The organism is Streptomyces sp. NPDC047049, from assembly GCF_040643995.1.
GTDB lineage: Bacteria > Actinomycetota > Actinomycetes > Streptomycetales > Streptomycetaceae > Streptomyces > Streptomyces mooreae.
In genome coordinates this window covers 152,732-168,506 of the sequence record NZ_JBEYVM010000005.1, presented here as the reverse complement: position 1 = coordinate 168,506, position 15,775 = coordinate 152,732, and the positions used below count along the sequence as shown (strand labels likewise).

The window sequence follows — 15,775 nt, the reverse complement described above, 5'->3', positions numbered from 1 at the left end:
CGGCTGACGGCCGCCTGGTAGTTGTCTGACTGACAAGCTCGGGGGGGACCTTCGCGTGCCCCGCTCTCGGGAAAGCCCCGGCCCAAGGGCAGGTTCCGTGCACCCGGCCCGGAATCAGTAGCGCAGAGCCACGACGAGAGCGCCGGTCGACAGCATGGCGATCAACGTGGGGATGACACGCAGCCCGGTGCATACGGTGGGGCGGCCGGCCGGCCGCCCCGGTCGTCAGCCGATGGTGAACTCGACGGATTGCTCGCCCAGAACGACCCGATCGTTGCGCAGCACGAGGATGAGATCCACGGCCGAAAGGATGGCGAGGGGGCCGCAGACCACGGTCAGGACCAGGCGCACGGTGAGGCCGGGAGAAGCATTCGTTCGGAACTGGCTTGCCCCGGTCGCGAAGCGAACGGTTGCGGTGGCGAAGGCCACCAGCGTGGCGGTCCACTGGCGGCAGCAGGGCGACTCTTGGAAGGCTATTGAGGCGCCGGCGATGCGTTCGGGTGGTCAGGCCGGCGTGAGGGTCGCCACCAGGACGTCGCGGTGCGCGGGCCGGGCCGGAACCAGCGGACGTATCGGCGACACCTCGTGCAGCGTACTGCGGTCGTCCGACAGCAGCAGGCCCGCCGGCTGGTCCAGCGTGGCCGCCAGCGGGGCGGACCCGTCCGCGGCGAAGACGGTGCTTCGGCCCCCCGTCGCGTTGCCGCGGTCGACCAGCAGCGAGGAGACCAGTGTGACGCCGTCACGATGCCGGCCCTCCGGTGTCGGCTGGCCGGCCCGCCCGGCGGTGGCGACCACCCGGAACGGGTGCACCTTCACGATCCAGTGGGGCGTGCCGTCCAACGCGCCGGCGACTCGTCCGAGCAGGGACACCACGGCGTGCATGAGCGGGTCCGCGGCAAAGGCGTCGGTGAGCGGTTCGAAGTGGCGGTCGACATCGGTGTGGAGCGGATTGGTGCGGTCCGGCTGCACGAACGCGGTGTCCGGCAGCCGCACCAGCTCGCCGGTGGCAGGGGTGAAAGATCGAGGCTAGCGCCCGAATCGACCTTCTTCGGACGCACGGCCGAGCCCATTCCGCGCGTCCATGCGATTTCATCTCATCCGTAGGGGCGGTTAGTTGGCGGAAGGGCCTTCGGGGTGCGCGTAGCGCCGGTGACCTGGGTACGGCTCCCGGCCGGTGCATCCGACGTTCGTCCGGGAGGACCCACGACATGTCCCCTGATCTTCTCGCCCCAGGAGTTTTCGTCAAGGAACTCCCGAGTGGAGTCCGGTCCATCATGGGAGCGGGCACGTCAACGGCCGCGTTTCTGGGGTATTCGGTGACGTGGCCGAGTGCTGCTTCGCCGCAGAAGGTGCGGAGTTGGAATGAGTACGTCGATCGGTTCCACTTTCGGACGGAGCTGACGAAGGAGGGGGCGGACAAGGAGGCCGCCAGACTGCAGCCGCTCTGCGATGCTTTCACGTCGGCCGAAGGCGCCCTGCACTTGCACGCCCCCTCGGCCGAGGTGAGCGAGGAGGAGTACCAAGAATTTTCCGATGTGATGCGGCAATTGATGACGGGGCAGCCGGTCGACCAAGAGGACGAGGCCAAGGCCGACGCAACGGCGAAGAAGCTTGCAGGTACGCAGTACACCGCATGGGAAGCGGCGGCGAAGGCATACTGGCCCATCGCCGACCGTTTGGACGAACTCAAGTCCATCCAGGGGTACTTGCCGCTGTCGGAGAAGAACGCCCTGGCCGAGGCGGTGTACGGGTTCTTCGCGAACGGCGGCACCGAGTGCTACGTCGTCACCCTCAACCCGGACAATGACCTCCTGACCGAGCTGAACGGGAACAAGGACCAGAAGACCGGCCTGGAAGGGCTCAAGGCAGTCCCCGATGTGCAGATGGTCGCGCTGCCCGAGCTGTGGCCCAGCGGGACAACGGTGGAGAACGTCAAGCCGCTGATCGACGCACTGGTGGCGCACTGCACCTTCATGCGTAACCGTGTCGCCATCATCGAGGCGCCGGACGGCAAGAAGCCCAGCGAACTGCAGCCATTTCTGGCAAAGTTGCCGTCGCCCGACTCCGATGAGGGAGCGTTCACCGCTGCGTACTACCCGTGGGTGCGGGTCCCGGGCGTGAACGGCTACAAGCGGACGGTGCCGCCCTGCGGGCACATGGCGGGGATCTGGGCGCGGACGGACGCGGAACGCGGGGTGTTCAAGGCGCCGGCGAACCAGAATGTGCGGGGTGTGCTGGATATTCCGGTTCTGCTCACGGATGCCCAGCAGGGTGAACTCAATGCCGCCGGGATCAACTGCCTCCGGGTGTTTCCCGATCGGGGGCTGCTGGTCTGGGGGGCGCGGACGCGTTCCTCGTCGCGGGACTGGAAGTACCTCAATGTGCGGCGGCTGGTCTGCTTCTTCCGGGATTCGATCGAGAGGTCCGCCTCATGGGCGGTCTTCGAGCCGAACGACGAGCGGCTGTGGGCGGCGCTGCGGCATTCCGTCTCGACGTTCCTCATGGACCAGTGGCGGCAGGGAGCGCTGGTAGGGCGGACGCCGGAGGAGGCGTTCTACGTCATCTGCGACGAGACCAATAACCCGCCCAGCAAGCAGGACGACGGAGAGGTCCACTGCGATATCGGGGTGGCGCCGGTGCGACCGGCCGAGTTCGTGCACTTCAGCATTGCGCAGATCGCCGGGCAGTCCGGAACGTGATCGGACGGCAGGGGGTCAGGTCGGGACGTAACACCCCGAGCACACCACATCATTCCAGGAAAAGGGGAGCAGAACAGCCGTGTTGACCGGTGACACCTTCAGCAGCAGCCGCTTCGCAATCGAACTGGGGAAGTTCCAGGTCGAGACCGTTCAGCAGGTTTCGGGGCTCACCCTGGAACAGGACGTGGTCGAAACCCGCCAGGTCTCGGCCACCGGGGAACTCATCGTCCGCAAACAGCCCGGCTCCCGCCGTACCGGGGAGATCACCATCACCCGCGGTATGGACAAGAGCACCGCCTTCACCGACTGGATCAAGGCCACGCTGGTCAACGCCGATCTCGACAGCGCCCGGCAGAACATCACCATCGCGCTGCAGGACGCCAAGAAGCAGACGGTGCGCCGCATCCATCTCAGCAATGCCTGGGCCTCCCGTTGGGAGGGGCCCTCGCTCGGTGCGGCGAATTCGGAATCCGCGACGGAGCAGGTGACCATCACCTACGAGGACATGACCATCGAATAGGCGCGGCCAGGCGTGGCAGCGTAACGAAAGGACGCAGCACAGATGACACCCCCTGTTCCGCCCGGGGTGTACGTCACGGAGAAGTCCAGTGGCGTACGTTCGATCACCGGCGCGAGCACGTCGATTCCGGCATTCCTCGGGTATACGAGGGAGTCGTCGGAGAAGGACCCCAATCCACCGACCCCGCCGTACACCAATGCGGAACGGGCGACGCCGCGGCTGGTCCGGGGCTGGCCAGAATTCGTCGACCGGTACAGCATGGACGGGCTGGCGAAGGAGCGCGAGAAGGCCGATACCGACGCGAAAATCAATGAGTTGGAGCGGTGTTTCGCCCTGGCGGAGGCGGTTTACGGTTTCTTCGCCAACGGCGGTCGGTCGTGTTACGTGGTGGGATTCACCGATCCGACGAAAAAGGTGACGGACAGCACCCTGAAGGGTGCCGTCGAATCCCGCACCGGGCTCGGTGGATTGGAGACCGAGCCGCGGGTGAGCATGGTCGCGGTGCCGAATCTGTGGGAGATGACCCGGGATGTTCCCACCACCGATCCGCCGCCGGTGACGCAGACCGATGGGAAGCCGCTGATCGACGCGGTGCTGGCGCATTGCACCGGCATGCACAATCGGCTCGCGCTGATCGATCCGCCGGCCGATCTACTGCCGGACGCGGTAAAGGACTTCGCCGGTGCACAACTTGCGTCACCGGACGCGCCCGAAGCCGCCTTCACCACGCTCTATTACCCGTGGGTCAAGGTGCCGGGCGTGGAGGGTCGTCCGCGAACCGTGCCGCCGTGCGGGCACCTCGCCGGGGTCTGGGCGCGTACCGATGCCGAGCGCGGGGTGTTCAAGGCGCCGGCGAATGCGGCGCCGCGCGGTGTGCTCGACCTCCCCGTCCTGCTCACCGACGGGGAACAGGGCGAGCTGAATGCCGCCGGAGTCAATTGCCTGCGTTCCTTCCCCGACCGCGGGCTGCTGGTGTGGGGCGCGCGGACACGTTCGACGTCCCGGGACTGGAAATATCTGAACGTCCGGCGGCTGATCTGCTTTCTGCGTGATTCGATCCAGCAGTCGTCGACCTGGGCGGTTTTCGAGCCGAACGACCAGCGGCTGTGGGGGACGCTGCGGCAGACCGTGGCGACGTTCCTGTTGGATCAGTGGCGGGAGGGCGCGCTGGTGGGGCGCACTCCGGAGGAGGCGTTCTACGTCATCTGCGACGAGACGAACAATCCTCGGGAGAAACAGGATCTGGGCGAAGTGCACTGCGATATCGGGGTGGCGCCGGTGCGGCCGGCCGAATTCGTACACTTCACCATTACCCAGATCGCCGGGCCGGCGGGGACGTAAAGGGGGGTGCCGTGCCGTATCCAGTGGTCCGGGGCGGAGATCAGATTCGTGCCGCGCCGTCCCCGGGTACCCTGTTCCTGCCCGTCCCGTTCCTTTTGGTGACGCTCACCGGCACGGGGGAATTCACGGCCTGCGGGCAGAAGGTGTGCGTACCGTCGGACATCGAGGGGCTGTCGGTGCAGGCGTCCTATATCCGGCCGCCCACCTTTCCGAATGCGGGATCGGGCACGATCAGGTTCACGCTGGCGCCGACGCACAAAACAATCCGGAGCCACACCAAACATGGCCGGCCCATCGTGATCGACGACGGGGCGAAGCTGACGTACACCTATGTGGTCGCCACACGCGCCAGCGGCAACACGGGGACGGACCCGGCGCCCCCGACCTCCGGGAGCGCGGATTTCCAGCGACGCCCTATGCCCGCGCCCGTCAGGGCCGGCTGAGGGGTCACCCCGTTTCCCTCACGAAAACGTAGTCGTAGGTGTATTCCTTGCCTTTGATACGGGCCGATACGTTCTTGAAGCGGTCGGTTTCGGTCAAGGTGGCACCCGGTAGGAGGAGGACTTCCTTCTCCTACCGGGTGCTTGGCGAATGCGGCGATATCGCGGCCGCTGCGGCCGGTCAAGATCAGGTGATGGACGAGGCGGCCGCCGGGCGGTGGGTGCTGGAGCGGCAGGAAATTCTTCGCCTCCTTCTCCACCCGGCTGGTGCGGTGAACGGCGTGAAGGTGATCCGGGCGCCCTGGTAGAACGGCTCCCAGCCGGCATGGAAGACGGTGTCCTTCACCGGAGGCAGCACGGACAGCGCCTCCGCGGCCAGATCGGCGTGCAGTTGCCCCTCCTTCCGCAGTCGGTCCGACAGCTCCGCCCTCCGGTCCTGGATCCGGTCAGCAGCCGCGCGGCGGGCGGGGAGGTTGCCCAGGGCGAAGACGTCGTCGGCGAAGAGGTGCGGGGGGGGGAGGCGCGGGAGGCGCCGCAGGGCGGACCAGGTGCGGCAGGTACGGCGGTAGTCGCGGTACCGGCGGAGGCGGAGGTGTCCAGGCCCAGGCGGTCGACGAGGGCGGTGTCGCCGGAGGAGGGTTTTGAACGACACCGCGCGCTCGCCGCCCGGGGGTTTCGCCTGGGGCCCGTGCCGGTAGTACGCGGCGTTGTAGAACGAGGTCATCAGCTGGCGGACCGTCGCCTCCGAGCCGGGTACGAGACTGGCCTGGAGGCGGGTCGGCAGGTCACCGCCGGGCCGGCCTGGCCGGGGCTGCCCGGGTCGGTCGTCCGTGTAGAACGCCCCGGCCGCGCGCTGCGGGGTGAAGTCCCGGCCGAGGACGTCGTACAGGCGCCGGACGGCGAGTTGGGCGATGCGGCGGACGGCGGGGTCGCGTTCCAGTGCGGCGCCGAGCCGGTGCTCGTAGGCGGTGGCGACCTGTTCCCAGCGTGGGGAGCGCACTGCCCGGCGGTGCTTGTACGGGACGGGGACGGGGGCGGGGACGCGGGCCGGTACGGGGGCGGGGCTGGGGGCGGGCTGCGGGGCGTGGGCGGTGGTCGGATTCATGGGGTCACCCCTCCTTGGCAGGCTGAGCGCTCCGGAGGGCCGGGAACCGGCTCTCGTCCAGGTAGCGGCCGAGCTTGAGGTATTCGTCGCGGACCGCCGCCAGCAGGTCGCCGGTGCCAATCGGCCGTCCGGACTCTGCGGCCCGGTACGCGGCGGTCAGCACACAGCAGCGGATGGCGCCTCCGGCAAGGTCGAACTCCTCGGCCAGAAGGTCGAGTTGGAGGTCGGTGGCGCGCGGCGCCGTGGCACCCAGGCAGCGGTCCCACAGGGCCCGCCGTTCGGGCACGTCGGGCGCCGGGAACGGCACGACGACGTCGAGGCGGCGCAGGAAGGCCGGGTCGATGTTGGTGTGCATATTGGTGGTGAGCAGCGCGATCCCGTCGAAGGATTCCAGGCGCTGGAGGAGGTAGGCGATGGAGGTGTTGGCGTAGCGGTCGTGGGCGTCCACGGTCTGGGAGCGTTTGCCGAAGACCGCGTCCGCCTCGTCGAAGAGCAGTACGGCGTCGGTCCGCTCGGCCTCGGTGAAGAGCACTTCGAGGTGCTTCTCGGTCTCGCCGATGTATTTGTCGACGACCGTGGAGAGGTCGATGACGTACAGGTCCAGCCCCAGTTCGCCGGCCACCACCTCGGCCGCCAGGGTCTTGCCCGTTCCGGACGGACCGCTGAACAGCGCGCTCACGCCGATGCCCCGGCCGCCTCCCGGTCTCAACTCCCAGTCCAGCAATACCCGTTCGCGGTGTTTGGCGCGGCGGGCCAGATCGTCCAGGAGGGCGCGGGGGCGGGGCGGCAGTACGAGGTCGGGCCGGCCGACGGTGGGGCGGACCCGGCGGGCGAGACGGCCCAGTGCGCCCGTTCCCGCGGTGCGGGCGGGGCGCGGGACCGGCCTGGAGCGGATCGGGGCCCCGTCGGGCCCCAGTTCCACCGGCGCGTCCAGGCCCGGGTGGGTCCAGTCGGCGTCCCATGGTCGCGATCCGGTGAGGGTCAGCGGCAGCCGGGGCGCCTGGGGTGGGGCGAGCTGGGCCAGGCAGTGGCGTACGCGGCCGGGGCCGTCCACCGCCGGCGCGTCCATCGGTCCGACGAGCAGGCCGCATCCCCGGAGGCGGGCTTCCAGGGCGGCGGAGCGCAGCAGGGCGTCCAGGTCGGTGCAGGGGGGTGGGCCTGCCGGAGTGGAGGTGACCGGGGTGAGGTCGAGGGCGAGGAGGGGAGGGGAGGCGGCGGCATGGTGCGCGAGGCGGGGTGGGTGGTGGCGGAGGTAGACCGGTGGGCCGGCGGCATCACCCAACGGGCCGTCACAGGAGCAGAGTTGGGCGAACAGAGCGAGCGGGTGGGGAAGAGTGGCGGTATCGGGATCGCCCCGGCCGAGGAGATGTCCGGTCACCCGGTCGGGTACGCGTAGCGCCCGGGTGAGGTACGGCCGGGTAGCGTCCTCCGCCGGCTCGATCTCCAGCAGACCAGTGGCGCGGAGGGCGCCGTCCGGGCCGAGTGCCGCCCGGCCCGTGGCGGAGTGCGCCGGGAGACCGCACAGGGTCAGGGCCAGTCCGAGGGAGGCGCGACGCCGGGTGAGGTCGTCGTGGAGATAGCCGTAGCAGCGTTCGATGCGGGGATCGAGATCGGGGGCGAGGGCGATCAGCAGGAGGTCGCGTTCCAGCTCCGACAGGCCGAAGCGGGTGGCGAGTTGGCGGAGCGGGACGGTTCGGCCGGCCTGTTCCGCGGCCCGTTCGTTGGCGTCCAGTGCTGCCTCGGTCAGTGCGTCGGCCTCGTCCGGCGGCAGCGGGAGCGGGGTGCCGCGCAGCATGTGCGGGGCGAGTTCGTCGTTGATGTACAGGCCGCGGAGGGGGTCAGCCGGGGGTTGGGGGTCGGTGGCGGCGCGGGCGACGATCGCCCGCTGGATACGGGACTGGAGCAGGGCGAGCCGGGCGAGGAGGGGCCGGGCGGCTGCCTCGGCCACGTCGTCGGGGACCGGGACGGTAGCGGAGGTCGCGTCGCGGGGCGGGGCGGCGGTCATGCGGGGGGCTCCTCACCGGGGGTGTCCTGGGCGGCAGGAGCGGGCGGTGCGGAGGCCGGCGTGTTGCCGCCGATCGGTTTTTTGGGCGGCCAATCCTTCCAGTGGGGCGGCGGGGTGGGGTCGGCGAATTCGATGCGCTGGTCGGGGATGCGCAGCGGGTGCATCACCCTCCGGGTGTAGAACGCCGGCATATGGGTGGGCAGCGGCAGCACCACCGTCACATTGACGACCGGTTGGAGGAAGTGGCCGACCGCGGTCCACAGCTCGTCGAGGGGGCGCTCGCTCACCGGTGGGCGGCCCACCTCCAGCAGCGCGGAAAGTCCCATCTCCACGAGTGGATCGGGGAGTTCGACGACGAACTCGCGGTCCCGCGCCAGGCCGATCAGGACGTCGCCGAGCAGGGCGTGGGTCAGCTTCGGGTCCGAGGTCCAGACGGTGACCAGGTAGGAGAGCCGGGCGTAGCGCGGCGGGTCATGGTGCGCGATCTTCCAGGGCTTGCGGTCCTCCTCGGGCGTGGGCTTGTCGTAGAGGTTGACGGTGCCGATCAGGCGGCGGTCGAGGTCCTCGCGGACGTCGTAGAGGTAGATGCCGAGGGTCTGGGTGCCTGGGGTGTGGCCCGGGGGTTTGCCGTCGTTGGGGGGCGTGAACGTCACGGTGAGGCCGCTGGGTTTGCCCAGGTCCTCGCGGATGCGCTTCTCCAGGGCATCGTCGACGAGCTGGATCATGAGCTTTCCTGGGTGGTCGTGCGGATGGCCTGGCGGACGTCGGTGCCCGCGGGCTTCGGGGTGCCGGGGGTGTGGGTCCCGGTGTCGAGGACGAGGAACCGCTCAGCAGTGGAGTCGGTGACGTACAGGCGTGCCGCGGCGCCGTTGCGTGGTGGGGCGGCGTGGCCGGCGAGTGAGGTGCCTGGGGCGGTCGTGCAGCGGACGACGCCGGTCGCGGCGTCGATGATCTGGAGTCTGTCGCCCTGGAGACTGGTTGCGTAGACGTCCTTGCCGTCAGGAGAGACGGTCAGCCGGTCGGGGGCGGCCAGCTCCGTCCACTGCTCCAGGATTTTCGGTGCCGCGGAAAGGTCCAGGACCGTCAGGGAGTTGGTAGTGGGGTGGGCGGCGTAGGCCCGTGTTCCGTCGGGGGAGATCGCCAGGCCGGTGGAGGGGGCGGAGGCGGTGAGGGGGGTGCTGGGAGTCAGGGTGTCGAGGGGGAGGTGGTGGATGACCGGCTTCTGCCGCGCCGCGTCGGTGATGACCGCGTGGTGCGCGTTGCAGGCCACTTCCCTGGGTTCGGAGTCGCTCGCCGTGGAGAGGTCGACGGTGGTGACGAGCGTGTCACCGCGTACCGAGATCGTTCTCGCGGTTTGATTGGTGATGTAGAGAGGGCCGTCGGCTCGGGCGGCGATGCCGTAGGGCTCTTCGGTGAGCGGGGGCTTGGGCTCGGTACTCGCGGTGATTTTCAGGGGATCGTCGGGATCGATGGTCAGCTCGGTCAGGGCTTTCTCTTTCCCGGTCCCATTGTCCGAGAGGGTGACGACATAGAGTTTGTCACCTCGGTTGACGATGCCGGCGGCGGGTTTCAGCAGAGGCAACTTCCCCGTGAGCCTTTGCATGTCGTAGGTGCCGCCCTGGTCCGGAATTTTGATGCCGTAGACATAGCCGTCCACCTCGTCACTCGCGTACAGATACCCCTTGGCAGACAGGGTGAGCGAGGCCGCGGACTTGGCCGTCGCGTCGATTTTGTACCAGGCCGTGCGGGTGAGTCCCGTGCCGTCCTGCACCGAGAGCTGCGCAACCCTTTTCGTCTCCTTGGACGATGCGTAGAGGTAGTTGCCGTCCGATGACAGTGCGAGGCCGTAGGGGTTGGTAAGGCCGGAAATAGCAGGTGACGCCTGCCATTTCCAGCTCGCGGTGCCGCTGTCCCACAGGAAGATGGCGATACGGCTGTTGAGATAACTCGCGACATACAGATACTTGCCGTCCGGCGACAACGCGAGTTCATGCGCGCCCTGGAGTTTGTCGGATTCCGCCGTGATATCACTGTGCCATTTCCAGCCCGTCGCCTGGCGTTTCAGGACGGACACATGCCCCTTGCCGCCCTTTCCGTCGTAGTCCGCCACGTACAGCGTGTCGCCGTTGGTGCCACCGATCTCCACGCCGACCGGCTGATTGCATTGGACCTCCGATGCCGGGATGGTCGCCGCGCCCCCCTGAAGATCGATCCGGGACAGTGACTCCCCACCGGAGTTCGCGGTCAGCGCGTACCGGCCGTCCGAGGTGACGGTGACCCCGCGCGGAGCCGCGGCGGAGGGCAGCGCGACGGGCTTGACGGTGACCTCACCGCTCAGTGTCTGGCCTTCTTCGGGAATGATGGCGAAACACTCGTCGGTGGGCGGGCTGGTCACCACGGCGAAGGCCGGCTTGTCCGACGGTTTGCCGGTGGCGACGCCCCATGGCTTGATCTTCCCGGTGTCCCCCGGAAGCGCGATGGGACCGGGTGTGCCCGCCGAGGCGCCCGAGACCTCGCTCACCAGCACCCGGTTCGCCGCCGAGTCCGCGCAAACCACCCGGCTGCCGTCCGGGGTCACACTGACCGAGGAGGGCCGAGATCCCGCTCCCGTACCGACCTCCTGGAGGACCGACGGCCCCACCCGAACGGGGATCAGCACACCGGCGGCCTGATCGGTGACGTGGGCGACGGCACCGTCCGGCGAGAAGACCACCGAGGACGGGACGGCGGCACCGAGCGTCGGGACCTCTCGGCAGACACCCTTCAGCTTGCCGCCGATCAGGCCCACATGGACGGCGGAAAGTCCGCCGGTCGTGCGGCTCAGGACGTAGATCAGATTCCCGTCCGGGGAGAAGGCCACCGCATGCGGCCGGCGGGCGACCGGCAGGGTGAGGAAGGTCCCCGGCAGGCCGTTGGACAGCTGGGCGACGGAGAGGGATGCCGTGCCGTTGTCGGCGACGCAGAGCCGGTCGCCGGCGGGGCTGATCGCGACGGCGGCCGGTTCGCGGCCTACCCGGGGCTCGGCCGCCACCGTGCCGTCGCTGAGCCTCACCACCGCCAGGGTGCCGTCGTTCGAGGAGACCACCCCCCGGCAGCCGACATAGGCATGGGTGCCTGCCGGGTTGACCACCAATGCCCGTGCTTCGCCGGGGAGTTGCACGCCGGTGGGCGTGGCTCCGTCCCCCACCTTCACGATCTTCAGCTGCCTGGCCGCGGTGGCGTTCCCGTCATGGACGACGCAGACCAGGTCCTTGCCGGGAGCCGCCGCCAGGGCGAACGGCCCCGCGGAGACCGGGACCGGGACGGGGGTTCCGCTCGGCGGCGTGTGGACGTACACCTTGGCGCCCGCCCAGTCCGCCAGGCAGACGCGGTTCCCGTCGAGCCCGGCGACCACCGCGTACGGTGCCGCTCCGAGTTCCTTGCGGGTGCCGGCCCCCGCCGAGCGCACCTCCACCACGGAGAACGCCGGCACCCCGGCCGTCGCCACATACGCCTCCTCCCCCGCCCCGTCCGCCGACACCGTCCGCGGATTGCCCGGCACCGAGGCCGACTCCACCTCCACCACCGTGCCGTCGGCCTCCAGACGGGCGAGGACCAGGGTGTCGGCCGCCCAGTCGACGGCCAGGATGCGCTGCACTGCCGGGCTCATGCGTGTCTTCCTTCCAACGGCAGGTTGCGGGCAACTGGCCCGCCGGGCTGAGGAGTTCAGGGCCTCGTCGGGCCCGGAGGCTCAGGGGGTCTCGGTCACGGTGACGCGGTGTTCGACGGAGTAGACGCACTGGTTGGCGTGCAGCGGGATCGCGTCCACCGGATTGCCGGACCCGCCCGCCGCAGGGTCGAGTTGGAAGAGCGTCGCCGAGGCCACCCGCCCGATGCCCGGTACCTCCTCCAGCACGCGGTACGCCTCGCCCGCGTACACCGGCCGGCCCAGCGGCCACCCAGTGCCGTCCGGCCCGCCGTCGACGGGGTTGAACCAGCGGTAGAGCGCCCGTTCCGCCGCCGCGGCCAGTTCCGTCCGCTCCATCGCGGTCTGGAAGTCGGCCGGGCGCACCTGGGCCTCGATGCGGAGGCCCACGTAATCCGGCGTCTCCACCCACACCGGTACGCCCGCGGGCTGCCGGGCCCGAAGCGCCCTGCGGAGGATGTCGCAGGCGTCCTGGGTGGGGGTGAGCATGGGGAACGGGAACCAGCCGCGCTCGTCGGCGGTGACGGCCGGGATCACCCGGAGCCGGACGCCTGCCTGGTAGGTACCGCCGCTGGTGTCGGTGTAGCCGTCGGTGCCGCCGGACGAGGTGAGGGTGAGCCGGCCGGCCGCGACACCGGGTGGCAGACCGGTACAGGGGGTGCCGGTGGTGACGCCGTTGCCGCCCTCCCCGAGGGTCGTGGCGTACGGCTCGACAGTGATCTTCTTGTCGTCACCGGGCACCGCGCCGTACTGGACACCGCCGACCTTCGGGCCGAAGTACACCTGCCCGTTGAAGGTGTCGATCACCACACGGGTGGCCTTGTCGTCAAGGTCCCGGAAGGAGTCGACCGGGGTCCAGGTAGCCCAGTTAGGGTCCTTCCCGACCTTCACGTTGGGCACCGCATGCCCCTTCCCATCCACGTACACCTTGGGCTGGAGCAGCTTGTGGACCTGGTCGGGCTTACCGGTCGAGGGGATGGTCGGCGGGGTGGCGACCTTGGCGTATTGCAGCGCCTTCACGGCCTTCGTTGCGCCCGCGTCGAGGTGGATCTCGTACTTACTGCCGCCGGCCCGCTGCGGATCGTGGATCTGGAGGGCGAGCCAACTGCCCTTCTCCGGAGGGTCGCCGCCACCGTGCTTGGCGACGGCCTGGCCGATGGTGCTCACCGGAGGGTCGATGTCCGGGCGCCAGCGCGGGGATCCGCCCAGTCGCAGCGGGAACGCCCCGCCGCCGAGGGCGTGGGCATCGGCCGGCCCGGCGGTGTACGCCACCGGTACGTCCGGATTCCACCAGGGCGTGGTGGTGCGTGGGACGTAGGCGGACAGCGCCATACGGGAGCGGGGTCCGGCGTCCGTCGGTTTCACCCACAGGGTGAGATCGGCCAGGGCGATCGTCTCCGGGACGTGGACGAGGCAGAGCACCAGCTTCCCGCCGGTGCGGAACTCGCCGCCCGCCGTGCCCCCCGCTGCGTAGTCGGCCGCCTTGAAGACGTTGACGGCGCCGGTTTCCGTGTCGTCCAGGGTGAGGGGGGCCACTCCGGCGCGGGTGAGTTCCGCGGGCGTGGCGTCGGCCTGGGTGGTGAAGACCTTGCCGCCGGCGGTGAACTCGGCGCCGGCAGGGACCGAGGCCGTGCCCGACTTGAGCGTGAAGGTGACCTCGGTAGTGGCCGGTGCGGCGTGGACGAAGTTCCGGGCCGGATCCAGTTTGTTGTCGCTGGCGACGCGGACGTGGTGGATGCGGGCCATACCGGCCGAGGCGGCCAGGGCCAGTTCCTCGTAGTCCTGCGGTACGACGGCCCGTTCGGGTACCGGGGAGCCGAGCGGGCGCCGCCGGGCGCAGGCTTCCGGGGTCTCCTCCTCGGTGCCGCCGAGGGCGGGCGCGGGGTTGGTGACCGCGGAGATGTACGGCAGCGGGGTGCGCAGGGTGGTGACCGTACGGGCCGGGACGTTGCCGCGGGCGCCGCCGCCGGTGAGGTAGCGGGGCGCCCGGACCGGCCGGCCGGCCGGGAGCGGGGCGCCGTACCGGCGCGGGCCGCGTGCGGTGCGGGCGACGGGTGCGAAGACCGCTTCCCCCGTACGCGGGTCCAGGGTGAAATGCCGGTCGCCGGGCCCGGTGGCGGCCAGCGAGGGGACGTGGCTCCAGCGGCGCCGCACCCCGTCGGCGTCCACCGCCTCGACGGTCAGGGTGTCCGTGGCGTGCAGCAGGGGCGCACGGGCGAACCGCAGCCGTTCACCGGGGAGGCCGGTGGCGCGGCCCAGTTCCTCGTCCTGGACGAGATATGCCTGGACGGCCGGGACCTTGGCGGTGAGCACCGGCTGCAGGGCGAGGGCGGTGATCGGCCGGGCCACCGGGGACCAGACCACCGCGGAGACCCGCCTGACGAGGCCGACGTCCCGCAACTCCCAGAATTGATCGCCCTGTTGGGAGTCGGTAGGGTCCAGCACGAGCCGGGTGGGGGCGTGTGTCGCGGGCAGGTCGAGGGTGATCCGGACCGTCCCGTCCTCGGCAACCGTACGGGCCCTCACCTCGCACGGCGCCCAGCGCGACCCCTGCCAGGCGTCCCAGGTCTCCTGCTGCGGGGCGAGCCCCTTGGCGAGGCTCAGCTCGAAGGTGATGCGGGTACCGGGCACGGGGACCGACAGCACCGCCAGCGCGACATCGACGCCGGCCTCCGTCGGGGCGACGGGGGACGAACCCGTATCGCCGGCCGACCGCCCCAGGTCCGCGGCCGCCTCCACGGGCGCCGGCCCCCCGCCCTCCACGCTGAACGGGAAGTCGCCGAAGTAGGGCAGGTTGAGGTGGAAGGGGGGACCGGCGTAGGGCAGGCCGCCGGGTGCGACGGCGTCCTCTCCGGGGGCGCCGAATTTCGTCAGCGTCCCGCGCACCACCCCACCCGCGGCCGCTGTCTGGGTGAAGTGGCCGGCCGCGACCAGCACACACGGGTTGACCAGCGCTTCTGACACGGTGCTGAAGACCACCGGTTCGCTCTCGTCCACCGGCCGGGTCGCCACCTCCACCCCGGCGGGGACCAGGACCGGTTCCGGCGAGGGTGCGGCCAGTTGGAACAGCACCTCGACGCGGGACGCCGCCGCGCGGTACGGGCGGACGCCCAGCATCCGCAGCAGCTCCAGCCGGTGCCGGTCGGGCGCCCGGTTGAGCCGGTCCCGCAGCGCCTCGGCCATATCGGCGCAGCTCTCGATCAGTGCCTGGCCCGGGTCGGTGCGGTCCCGGCCGGTCCACAGCGGTTGCGCGGCCCGGACGGCGGCGGCGGCCGCGCCGGTGATATCGGCGCGGGTCCGCCCGTCGTACTCAGGCATCGGCAGGGTCATTGTCCGTTGCCTCCGTCGACCTGGGTGTGGAACGGCAGGTGGGCGGGGCAGTGCGCGGCCACCAGCCGGTAGAGCGGGAGTTCGTACTGGGCGGGGTCGCCCGGGGCGGCGGTGAGGGTGACGGTGAGCATCCGGCCGGGCGGGGGTTTCTCGTCGCCGGTGTAGACGTCGCCCGGGTCGGCGATCTGGAGCCGGTCCGGGGTCCAGCCGTGGATCTCCTCGGCCTCCCGCAGCAGCGCGCAGCGGCGGCCGCGATGGGCGGCCAGCCAGGGGGCCAGGGCAATGGCGGTGCGGCGCTGCTCCTCGGTCCAGTCCGGCTCCACCCGGGCGCCGGTGATCCGGATCAGCCAGTCGAGGAACGGTACCGGGGCCTGCCACGGGTCCAGCACCTCCGCCAGTCGGTCGAGGAGGTGTCCCACGGGGCCGATCGCCGCACCGGCCCCGGCGGCGAATGCCTGGGTGACCTGGTCATAGGCGTAGACGGCGGGCAGGCGGACGGGTTGTCCGGCGGCCGGTGCCTGGGTATTTCCCAGTACATCGGAACATCCCGGCGCATGGGGATATTCCGGTGTGTTGGGATATCCCGGCGTGGGGGAATCTCCGGGCGCATGGGGATCTGCCGGTGCATTGGAGTCTGTCTGCGGCATGGC

The 15,775-nt window shown here is 70.3% G+C and carries 12 protein-coding genes; 4 read left to right on the top strand and 8 right to left on the bottom strand.

Annotation, left to right across the window (positions count from 1 at the left end; all coding sequences use genetic code 11):
- Positions 1-225 precede the first annotated feature (225 nt).
- On the bottom strand, positions 226-429 hold the full coding sequence (locus ABZ851_RS15120; RefSeq protein ID WP_361126671.1) for a hypothetical protein: 204 nt from the start codon (positions 427-429) through the stop codon (positions 226-228).
- A gap of 75 nt (positions 430-504) precedes the next feature.
- Positions 505-993, bottom strand: a complete 489-nt coding sequence (locus tag ABZ851_RS15115) for a 2OG-Fe dioxygenase family protein (RefSeq protein WP_361126668.1) — start codon at positions 991-993, stop codon at positions 505-507.
- Positions 994-1,481: 488 nt separating this feature from the next.
- On the opposite strand from ABZ851_RS15115, the gene ABZ851_RS15110 reads away from it, so the two are divergent.
- From ABZ851_RS15110 to ABZ851_RS15095, 4 genes are all read left to right on the top strand, one after another.
- Positions 1,482-2,699, top strand: a complete 1,218-nt coding sequence (locus ABZ851_RS15110) for a phage tail sheath subtilisin-like domain-containing protein (RefSeq protein ID WP_361126665.1) — start codon at positions 1,482-1,484, stop codon at positions 2,697-2,699.
- Between the two features lie 79 nt (positions 2,700-2,778).
- Positions 2,779-3,219 (top strand): phage tail protein, encoded by a 441-nt coding sequence (locus ABZ851_RS15105; RefSeq protein WP_361126662.1) that lies wholly within the window; start codon positions 2,779-2,781, stop codon positions 3,217-3,219.
- 42 nt (positions 3,220-3,261) lie between these two features.
- Positions 3,262-4,560 (top strand): phage tail sheath C-terminal domain-containing protein, encoded by a 1,299-nt coding sequence (locus ABZ851_RS15100; RefSeq protein WP_361126659.1) that lies wholly within the window; start codon positions 3,262-3,264, stop codon positions 4,558-4,560.
- Positions 4,561-4,571: 11 nt separating this feature from the next.
- A complete protein-coding gene (locus ABZ851_RS15095; RefSeq protein WP_361126656.1) occupies positions 4,572-5,003 on the top strand; it encodes a hypothetical protein in 432 nt (143 codons plus the stop codon).
- Positions 5,004-5,187: 184 nt separating this feature from the next.
- On the opposite strand, the gene ABZ851_RS15090 is transcribed toward ABZ851_RS15095, so the two are convergent.
- From ABZ851_RS15090 to ABZ851_RS15065, 6 genes are all read right to left on the bottom strand, one after another.
- The gene (locus tag ABZ851_RS15090; protein WP_361126653.1) at positions 5,188-6,105 is read right to left on the bottom strand and encodes a hypothetical protein; all 918 of its coding nucleotides are present in this window, start codon (positions 6,103-6,105) and stop codon (positions 5,188-5,190) included.
- Between the two features lie 4 nt (positions 6,106-6,109).
- Positions 6,110-8,110, bottom strand: coding sequence for an ATP-binding protein (locus ABZ851_RS15085; RefSeq protein ID WP_361126650.1), 2,001 nt, complete (start codon positions 8,108-8,110; stop codon positions 6,110-6,112).
- Positions 8,107-8,835: a Pvc16 family protein gene (locus ABZ851_RS15080; protein WP_361126647.1), complete on the bottom strand. Its 729-nt coding sequence runs from the start codon at positions 8,833-8,835 to the stop codon at positions 8,107-8,109. Before ABZ851_RS15080 ends, ABZ851_RS15085 begins: the two co-directional genes overlap by 4 nt.
- The gene (locus ABZ851_RS15075; protein ID WP_361126644.1) at positions 8,832-11,759 is read right to left on the bottom strand and encodes a beta-propeller fold lactonase family protein; all 2,928 of its coding nucleotides are present in this window, start codon (positions 11,757-11,759) and stop codon (positions 8,832-8,834) included. Before ABZ851_RS15075 ends, ABZ851_RS15080 begins: the two co-directional genes overlap by 4 nt.
- Before the next feature lie 81 nt (positions 11,760-11,840).
- Positions 11,841-15,125 carry a putative baseplate assembly protein gene (locus ABZ851_RS15070; protein ID WP_361126641.1) on the bottom strand — a complete coding sequence of 1,095 codons (3,285 nt, stop codon included), beginning with the start codon at positions 15,123-15,125 and terminating at the stop codon, positions 11,841-11,843.
- Positions 15,122-15,772, bottom strand: coding sequence for a phage tail protein (locus ABZ851_RS15065; protein WP_361126638.1), 651 nt, complete (start codon positions 15,770-15,772; stop codon positions 15,122-15,124). Before ABZ851_RS15065 ends, ABZ851_RS15070 begins: the two co-directional genes overlap by 4 nt.
- Positions 15,773-15,775: the final 3 nt, after the last annotated feature.